The sequence below is a fragment of the Weizmannia sp. CD-2023 genome (assembly GCF_036225245.1).
Lineage (GTDB): Bacteria > Bacillota > Bacilli > Bacillales > Bacillaceae_C > Weizmannia > Weizmannia faecalis.
Genome location: NZ_JARTJQ010000119.1, coordinates 1 through 8,735, shown reverse-complemented (window position 1 = coordinate 8,735; position 8,735 = coordinate 1). Strand labels below are relative to the sequence as shown.

The window sequence follows — 8,735 nt, the reverse complement described above, 5'->3', positions numbered from 1 at the left end:
CAAGTCGGCCCCATGGACACATAAATTTTCTTCTTCGTATCTTTTTTTATTTCCATCAGGCGGTGATGGATTTCCGCCGACTCGGCCACCCCGCCGCCCGGCGAATTTATATGTAAAATGATGCCTTTTACATCGCGGTCTTTTTTCGCCCCATCCAGTTCTTCCAAAAAACTTTGATGGTTATATTCACCGGTGTCAAGCAGGGATGGTGACGCGCCGGTATCCTGAATCGTCCCGTTCACATTCAAAACGACGATTTTCTTTGATTCATTCCCATCCTGCAATACATTTTCGGAAACATCCCCTTCCCCCGCTTCCACCGTCTCTTTAAAGATTTTGGAAAAGTTGGTTGGTGCCGCCATGCTCGCCAGGTTCGCAATAATGGAAACGACGAACAGCCCGCCTGCCAAAGCAAGCGCTCCCCATCTTTTTTTGTTCATGCCAACATTTCACCCTTCCACTTTTTTGGTTTTCTTCTATTCTACTTGAAGATCCGGGACTTTAAAACAAAAAGCCGGGCATTTTTTTAAAAAAATGTCCGGCTTTTGTTTCTTATCTATTCCATTCCTGCTGCCTGAGCTCGACACGGCGGATTTTGCCGGAGGCCGTTTTTGGCAATTCCTTGATAAATTCAATTGCACGCGGGTATTTATACGGCGCGGTCAATTGTTTTACGTGGTTTTGCAGTTCTTTTACAAGCCCTGGCAAATTCTCGCTGATGCCATCTTTTAAAACGACAAAAGCTTTCACAATGCTGCCGCGGATTTCGTGCGGGCTTGCGACAACGGCACATTCTTTCACATACGGATGCTTGACGAGGGCATCTTCGACCTCAAACGGCCCGATCGTATAGCCGGAAGAAATAATGATATCATCCCGCCTGCCTTCAAACCAGAAATAACCGTCCTCATCTTTTCTTGCCCTATCCCCTGTAATGAAGTAATCGCCGCGGTATTGCTTGGCCGTGCGCTCCGGCTCTTTATAATAGCCTTTAAAAAGCGCAGGCGTGTCTCTATGGACGGCAATGTCGCCGGTTTCGCCCGGTTTGCACGGCTTCCCGTCATCATTTACGATTTCGACTTCATTTCCGGGGAACGGTTTGCCCATTGAACCCGGTCGCAACGGGGTATCAAGGGAAAAGCCGACGAGCAGCGTGCTTTCCGTCTGGCCGTAACCGTCGCGGATCGTGAGGCCGAAATGGTTTTGGAAAACATCAATGACTTCGCGGTTCAGCGGTTCCCCGGCTGAGACCGCGCTCCTTAAGCTTTTCAGATGATAATGGGACAAGTCATCCACTTTTGCCATTAAACGGTATTCAGTCGGTGTGCAGCAGAGCACATTGATTTCATATTTATCTAAAAGGGACAAATATTTTTCAGGGTCAAAACGGCCGTTGTAAACAAACCCGATTGCGCCTGAACCGAGAACGGAAAGGAACGGACTCCACACCCATTTTTGCCATCCCGGTGCGGCCGTCGCCCAAACACGGTCGCCTTCTTGAATGCCAAGCCAGTTCGGGGCAGCCGTGCGCAAATGGGCATATCCCCAGCTGTGCGTATGGATAACGCCTTTCGGATTGCCGGTTGTCCCGGAAGTATAGGACAAAATGGCGATATCATCTTTTGACGTTTTGAAGATTTCCAGTTCACAAGGGGCTGCTTTTTTCTTTTCATCCAGGAACGCCCATCCCGGTTCCGGTGCTCCAATTACGAATTTTTTCAAATTTTCAATGCCGCGGACATCTTTAAACTGTGCGGTGCATGAATAATGGGCGACAACGCCTTTTACATCCCCTGCTTCGATCCGGTAGTCAAGGTCTTTTGTCCGCAGCATTTCCGAGGCCGGTAAAAGGACGATGCCGCATTTCATTGCAGCGAGATACACTTCGTATGCTTCTACGATGCGCGGAACCATGACAAGTATGATATCGCCCTTTTTCAGCCCGCTTTCCAAAAAGACATGGCCGGTCCGGTTTGCATTTTCAATTAATTCTTTATATGTGACTTCTCTGTGCATGCCTTCTTTGTCTTCCCAAATCAGCGCAACTTTGTGCGGATCCCGGGCATATTTCTCAATTTCTTCGACTATATTGTATGTTTGTGGCGCAATCAGGTCACTACGACGCAAGCGAATCGCCTCCAGAATTTTTTAGTACCTCATTATTATACCTGATATTAAAAAAATATGATACAGATTTACGCCAAAAACAAGAAGAAGCGGACCCGATTCAGGCCCGCTTCTTTATCCATTCTTCATTCAGTTATCGGGAAGTACCGCCTAATTGTTGTTCAGCCATCGAAACAAGGCGTTTCGTGATTTCGCCGCCGACAGACCCGTTTGCGCGGGAAGTCGTATCAGCACCAAGGTTTACGCCAAATTCCTGAGCGATTTCGTATTTCATTTGGTCCAGCGCTTGTTCAGCACCGCTTACAAGCAATTGGTTGCTGTTGTTGCTTTGTGCCATGTGTCTCACCTCCTTGTGAGTATAGATTGCGCATAAACACATGGCATCATGTTGTAAGTTTATTGGCGGTGCTGCCAGTTACTGGATTTTATAACAGCCCGGAAAAGTCTTCTTCCTGCGCCGTGTCATTTGGTGTAATAAAGACGTCCTCCGTATTTTGCACTGCTTCTTCAATCAATGGTTCGAGTTCGAGGCTGCTTTCGTAAAGACGCGCAAGCTCGAGTTTCGGCCGCGTTTTCGGCGAAGGCGGCGTGAAAATCGTGCAGCAGTCTTCATACGGCAGGCTTGAGATGTCGTATGTGCCGATTTTTTGGGCAATATCAATAATATCGAGCTTATCCATCGAAACAAGCGGCCGCAACACCGGTGTCGTTGTTACGTCATTGATTGCAACCATGCTGTCGAGCGTCTGGCTGGCAACCTGGCCGAGGCTTTCGCCGGTTACAATCGCAAGCCCGTTATGGATTTTACGGAGCCGGTCGGTAATCTCAAGCATTACCCTTCTTTGCACGGTCATCGAATAGCCTTCCGGAACCCCTTTATGGATCGTCTCCTGGATTTTTGTAAAGGGGACAATATGCACTTTCATGGAGCCGCTGTAGGCGGAAATTTTTTGCGCAAGGTCAAGCGCTTTTTGCTTTGCACGCGGGCTTGTAAACGGCGGGCTGTGGAAATGGACCGCTTCCACTTTCACGCCGCGTTTCATCGCGAGGTATCCTGCAACCGGGCTGTCAATACCACCCGAAAGCATGAGCATCGCTTTGCCGGACGCACCGACAGGAAGCCCGCCGGATCCTTTTATCACTTCAGTGGACAAATAGACGCCGTTTTTCCGGACATCCACAAGCAGCTCGATATCCGGCTGTTTTACATTGACTTGAATGCCGTCCAGCTGCTTTAAAATATAGCCGCCGACGAGATGGTTCAAATCATTCGAATCGTATTCAAATGTTTTATCGCCGCGGCGGGCCGACACTTTGAAGGTTTTGCCTTTCGCAAAGTTTTGCCGGACGAGTTCGAGCCCCGCCTGCTCGATGTCTTCGAGCTGTTTCCGGGTGCGGACGGCCGGGCTGAATGACTGGATCCCGAAGATTGATTTTAAAATATCGATGACTTGCCCGCCGTCTGCGCCATGCAAGAGCACGTACATGCGGTCGTACAGCGCCTGGACTTCAATGCCGCCAAAAGGCCTGAGCGCTTTTTTGACATTGTCTTTTAAATGCCGGATAAAAAACTGGCGGTTATGCCCTTTTGTCGAAAGTTCCCCATAACGGATTAAAATGCGGTCATAGTTCATTGATTTCTCCCCAACACTTGTTGTAAATTTGTGATTGTTTGCCTTAATATGCGGATAAAACGTTCCGCTTCCTCCATTGTATTTTCATAAGAAAGGCTCACGCGCACCGCCCATTCGGCTTCGTCTTCGGAAACCCCCATGGCAAGAAGCGTGCGGCTCAGTTCCCGCGTTTTTGAAGAGCAGGCGCTTGTTGTGGAAATATAAATGCCTTCCTCTTCAAGCGCATGCACGAGCACTTCGCCGCGGATGCCGCGGACGGAAAAATTCAGGATGTGCGGCGCTGAAACAGCCGGATTGGTATGGACTGTCACAGCAGGCATCTCCTGAAGTTTTTCGATCAGGGCATCCCGGATACGGGCCGTTCTTTCTGCCGCCCCGGCTTCAAATTTTTCATGGACCAGGCGGAGCGCTTTTCCGGCTGCAACGATTCCGCCTGTATTTTCGGTGCCGCTGCGCAAGCCCCTCTCCTGGTGCCCGCCGGTTAAAAGCGGTGACAGGCGGAGATTTGCCCGTTTATATAATATCCCGGTTCCCTTTAAGCCATGGCATTTATGCGCGGAAACCGTACAAAGATCGATGCCGGCATCATGCAGGGAAAGCGGAACTTTTCCGCAGCCCTGGACATCGTCTGTATGAAACAGGATTTTCGGGTAAGTTTTGAGAAGCTGCCCGATTTCTTCCACCGGCTGCACTGTTCCTACTTCGTTATTCACATGCATCACGGAAACAAGAATCGTTTCATCCGTGATGGCCTGTTTTAAATCGTCCAGCTTGATTCTTCCGCTCCTGTCAACCGGCAAATACGTGACGCGAAAGCCCCATTCTTCCAGCTGCCGGCATGTTTCAAAAACAGATGCATGTTCAACAGCCGTCGTAATGATATGGCGCCCCCTTGAACGGTACTCGAGGGCTGTCCCTTTAATCGCCAGATTATTGCCTTCCGTGCCGCCGGATGTGAAAAAAATTTCGTTCTCGTCTGCGCCGAGAAGACTCGCAATTTGCCGTCTTGCCTGCGTGAGAAGTTTCTCTGTACGCGCGCCGAGGCTATGCAGGGAAGAGGGATTTGCAAAATAGTTTTCCGATGTTTTCACAAAAGCATCCAGCACTTCCGGATAAGGCCTCGTTGTGGCACTGTTGTCAAAGTAAATCATTTGAACACCCTCTGTTGGCATAAAATTGGATCCAAACCTGCATCATTGCCTAATATACCATGCCGGATACCGAACCTACAACCGATATACTCCCGTTATGCGCCGCCCATCCCGGTCTCCGCGCCGCTTCTTTCGCGGCACTGGTCTTTCATCTCCAGGATGGGGCGGCAATGGCCCTGCACGTTCGCCCATGTGCGTTAACTTGTTCAGACAGAAAATAAGTTGCTTAAGGCTCAAAGGTCTTCACCCGTGCCTGTTTACCAGGTTAAAGAACCAGGCGCCAAAAAGCGAGTGCATCTGTTTGGCATCAGCCGCATGAAAGGCCTGCCTGCCGGCTGAAAGGCGCAGAAAAAAGCAAACGAAAAAACGGGGAGCGCTCCGTATTTTTTCCGTTTGCTTCAAAGTAATTCTTCAGTTTCCAGCATTTTTTCAATTTTTTTCAATGCGCCGGGCTCCACCGCTTCCACTGTCGTTGCGGCTTCTTCAAGCGCCTTCTCATAATCATAGCGCCGGAAAGCCACTTCTGCGCGCTCTAGCCCGTCCGCCACTTTCTTATATTTAGCGCGGTAACGGTTGCCGTATTGAATCACTTTTTCAGCAAGCTGCACATTTTCCATTAAAGCTTTCGTGCTTTTTTCAAAGTTTCCGACTTCCTGTTCCGCCTCCAGCAGATGGCGGTTGACCTTTTCCATGTTTAGCGGCGTGGCATGGAGGCTTTCGGCAGTGTCACGAATCGCGTTCCAGGCCGCTTCGTACAGGGTACGGTACGAGTCCGGCAGCCCAGGAATATTGCTTCTTTCGACAAGGCGGCGCATATCCTGGATTGTCCGCTTCAATTCCGCGATCTTCGCGCGTGCTTCCATTTCTTCTTTCCGCAGGTTCTGCAAAAATTCGTTAAACGTCTTCTGGTCATCCCGCAGTTTTTCAATCTGCCCTTCCATTTCTTTGAGCTGTTCGCTTAACACGGAATAAATCGTTTTGTTTTCGGGAATTTTTACTTCAAGGACCGCCAAACGCGCGGCCAGTTTCTCCAATTGTTTCTCGAGTTCAGCAGGAACAGCCATGTTTTCCTCATGCAGCTGGTATGTCTTTTGCACGGATTCTGTTTCTGTTTTGAGGCGCTTGTTTTCTTCCCGTACTTCATCCAGGATATCCTTCACTTCACGGAAATGCTTGAGCACATAGTTTTTCGCGTACGCTTCTTTTTCTAAAATATCGTAAATCGTTTCTATTCTTTCCTTGATTTCCCGGATGCCTTCCTCGACATCCGCTGTGTCAGCCTGTTCAAGTTGTTTCCGGTAAGCCGAAAGCTTCTCTGTAAGTTCCTTCATTTCTTCATCAAACTGCAGGTGATCGAGCGCAAAACCTTGTGCAGCCATTTCTTTGTAGCCCTCTTTTAATTCTGCAAACTGCATCGGCAAAAGCGATTCCGTTTCCGCCAGCAAATCCGGAATTTTCCCGGCATCCTCCTGCAACATTTCTGTTTCGGCTTTCAGTTCATCGGCTAATTTCTTTGCCTCCAAATAGTTCCCGGCTTCCGTCAGTTCATGGTAACGGGCAAATTTCTCCGCCAGGCTGTCCACTCTCAAATCGAGGCTTTTAATGCCTTTTCCGTATGTATGGCGCCGTGTCAGAAGCTGTTTCTTCAAGTCTTTGAAGATTTTCCCGAGTTCTTCCACTTCTTTCCGGGATTCTTTCTCGGCATCCATCAGTTCATTGACGCCGTCCAGTATATCTTTTATTTTTTGTTCCGCATTTTGAAGAATCGCCTCTGCTCCCGCCTGTACTTCTTTCGCCTTTTTGAAACGGTATTTGTCAGTGTGCTCCTCGATTTCAAAGAGCTTATCTTCCACTGCCGGCAGTTCCTCGTTTAAAAGGTCCTCCCAGTCTTTGCGCCAGCCTTCAAATAAACTTTCCGCCTCCCCGCCCATATTGAGCCGTTTGACTTTTCCCAGCTCTTCAGTGACAGGCCGGTTCATGATTTCAATTTTCCATGCTTCAAGCTTGTCAATCTCTTTGTAAAACAGCCTCCTGATAAAAAAACCGCAAGTCAATAAAACGAGCAACAAAAGAATAGCGCCAATGATGCCATACATCATAAACTTGAAAGCCTCCCGTTCGTCCACAAATCAAACCTTAATATCCGCTCATTATGTATGTATGAATACCGGAGCAATCCTTCCCGATATCCATAGGCATGTATGTTTATTTTTATTCTATGATACCATGTAATGACAATATTTGACTATGAAATTCGAGATTTTTCGATTCATTTTGGGGAAGGTTTTTTCCGCACCCAAAATAAAAAAAGCCGGCGCTTATTTTTTGCACGTCGGCGGGCTTTTTCGGAAAGCTGCCAGCATTTAAAAACAGCCAGCCCGCTCCGGCCATTAAAAAGCGGTTTCAAGCAGCAGCGGTTCCGGCTGCGCCCCCGCGTTTTGCCGGATGCTGTCCAGCCATTCGGCAACCGATTTGCCGTATTTTTCGGCAAAATACGGTTCTTCCGGCTGCATGCCCCATACTTCCCGAATGTACTGGCTGTTTAAATACGGCATCGACAGCATGCTTTTCAGCTGGATCATGAGAAAGTTCAGTTTGCCCGCCTGGATTCCGGGCCCGCACCAGGCCTTGGCAAGTTTTTTCAATAAATAACGCTCTTTCATGAAATAAGTGGACAAAATTTCGCGGACAATTTGCGAATCAACGGTGACTTCCCGCCATACAAATCTGGACAGCAGGTGGTTTTCGCTTTGAAAGTGCAGGATGCGGAAGGCCGCCCGTTTTAATCCTTCTTCCGAAAGATTTTGCACTTCTTCTTCAAGGCAGGCAATATACGGTTCAAAAAAGCGGATAAAGCACGCTTCCAATAGCCCCTGCTTGCCGTTAAAGTAATAGGAAATATTGGCCGAATTGACTTTTGCGGAAGCCGCAATCGCCCTGATCGTCGTTCCTTTATAGCCCTTCGTATGAAATAAAGCAATCGCCGTATTGAATATTTTTTCTTTTGTTTCACTGCTGTTTCCGTCCATTTGTTCCACCCTTTCCTCTTTTTTGCTTGCCGGGCTTCCCCTTTTGTGTTAAAAATATTCTATTCCGTACTATTCCATATGCCGGGCCGGGGTTCCTTTAAAAACTTTCCGACAAAATCCCGCCCCGTTTTTAAAAAATTTGCTGATGTAAGGATGATGGCGATGTTTCATGCAGAAAATGCCCAGGGTACGAAGAAAGAAAAGTATGATCTTGTCGTAAAACAGCTGATCGCGCTCACAGAAGGCGAACCGGATAAAATTGCCAATTTAAGCAATGCTGCAGCGCTGTTAAACCAGTTTCTTGACCGGGTAAACTGGGTCGGGTTTTATTTCGCAAGCGGGGATGAACTCGTCCTCGGCCCGTTCCAAGGTTTGCCAGCTTGTGTGCGGCTTCCGTATGGGAAAGGGGTGTGCGGGACAGCCTGGAAAGAAAAACGGGTGCTCCGGGTCGCCGATGTCCAGCAGTTTTCGGGCCATATTGCCTGTGACGCCGCTTCCCAATCCGAAATTGTCGTCCCGCTGATGAAAAACGGTGAAGTGATCGGCGTTTTGGATATCGACAGCCCGGAAAAAAATCGATTTGATGCAGAAGATGAAGCGGGACTGGCAGCTTTTGCCGCAGCGCTGGAAAAAGTGCTGTAAGGCCGGTTTCGCAGGTTGATAAATAAGGAGATAAAAGCATGCCGAGTCCCAAAGGCCGGACGAACTTGGTAGGCAGCAAGGATTAAGCGGCCTGAAGCAGATATTAAAACCATAACCGAATGGATAAAAAATGCCCCCCTTGCCGGATCCGG

Annotated in this window: 7 protein-coding genes and 1 pseudogene; 1 reads left to right on the top strand and 7 read right to left on the bottom strand. The window is 48.6% G+C overall.

Annotated elements, in window-relative coordinates; genetic code table 11:
• The 7 genes and pseudogenes from P9687_RS16090 to refZ all read right to left on the bottom strand — a co-directional run.
• Nucleotides 1-440 (bottom strand): annotated as a pseudogene (locus tag P9687_RS16090) (signal peptide peptidase SppA); the annotation flags it as partial.
• Nucleotides 441-552: 112 nt separating this feature from the next.
• Nucleotides 553-2,127 carry an acyl-CoA synthetase MbcS gene (gene mbcS, locus P9687_RS16085; protein ID WP_328228521.1) on the bottom strand — a complete coding sequence of 525 codons (1,575 nt, stop codon included), beginning with the start codon at nucleotides 2,125-2,127 and terminating at the stop codon, nucleotides 553-555.
• Nucleotides 2,128-2,260: 133 nt separating this feature from the next.
• Complete coding sequence (locus P9687_RS16080) at nucleotides 2,261-2,464, bottom strand: alpha/beta-type small acid-soluble spore protein (protein WP_013859944.1); 204 nt, start codon at nucleotides 2,462-2,464, stop codon at nucleotides 2,261-2,263.
• 88 nt (nucleotides 2,465-2,552) lie between these two features.
• Nucleotides 2,553-3,761, bottom strand: a complete 1,209-nt coding sequence (gene thiI, locus P9687_RS16075) for a tRNA uracil 4-sulfurtransferase ThiI (protein WP_328228522.1) — start codon at nucleotides 3,759-3,761, stop codon at nucleotides 2,553-2,555.
• Complete coding sequence (locus P9687_RS16070; RefSeq protein ID WP_328228523.1) at nucleotides 3,758-4,912, bottom strand: cysteine desulfurase family protein; 1,155 nt, start codon at nucleotides 4,910-4,912, stop codon at nucleotides 3,758-3,760. The genes thiI and P9687_RS16070 overlap by 4 nt, the downstream gene beginning before the upstream one ends.
• A gap of 398 nt (nucleotides 4,913-5,310) precedes the next feature.
• Nucleotides 5,311-7,011, bottom strand: coding sequence for a septation ring formation regulator EzrA (gene ezrA, locus P9687_RS16065; protein WP_328228525.1), 1,701 nt, complete (start codon nucleotides 7,009-7,011; stop codon nucleotides 5,311-5,313).
• A gap of 291 nt (nucleotides 7,012-7,302) precedes the next feature.
• Nucleotides 7,303-7,941 (bottom strand): forespore capture DNA-binding protein RefZ, encoded by a 639-nt coding sequence (refZ, locus tag P9687_RS16060; RefSeq protein WP_019720711.1) that lies wholly within the window; start codon nucleotides 7,939-7,941, stop codon nucleotides 7,303-7,305.
• 162 nt (nucleotides 7,942-8,103) lie between these two features.
• On the opposite strand from refZ, the gene P9687_RS16055 reads away from it, so the two are divergent.
• A complete protein-coding gene (locus P9687_RS16055) occupies nucleotides 8,104-8,583 on the top strand; it encodes a GAF domain-containing protein (RefSeq protein ID WP_328228526.1) in 480 nt (159 codons plus the stop codon).
• Nucleotides 8,584-8,735 lie beyond the last annotated feature (152 nt).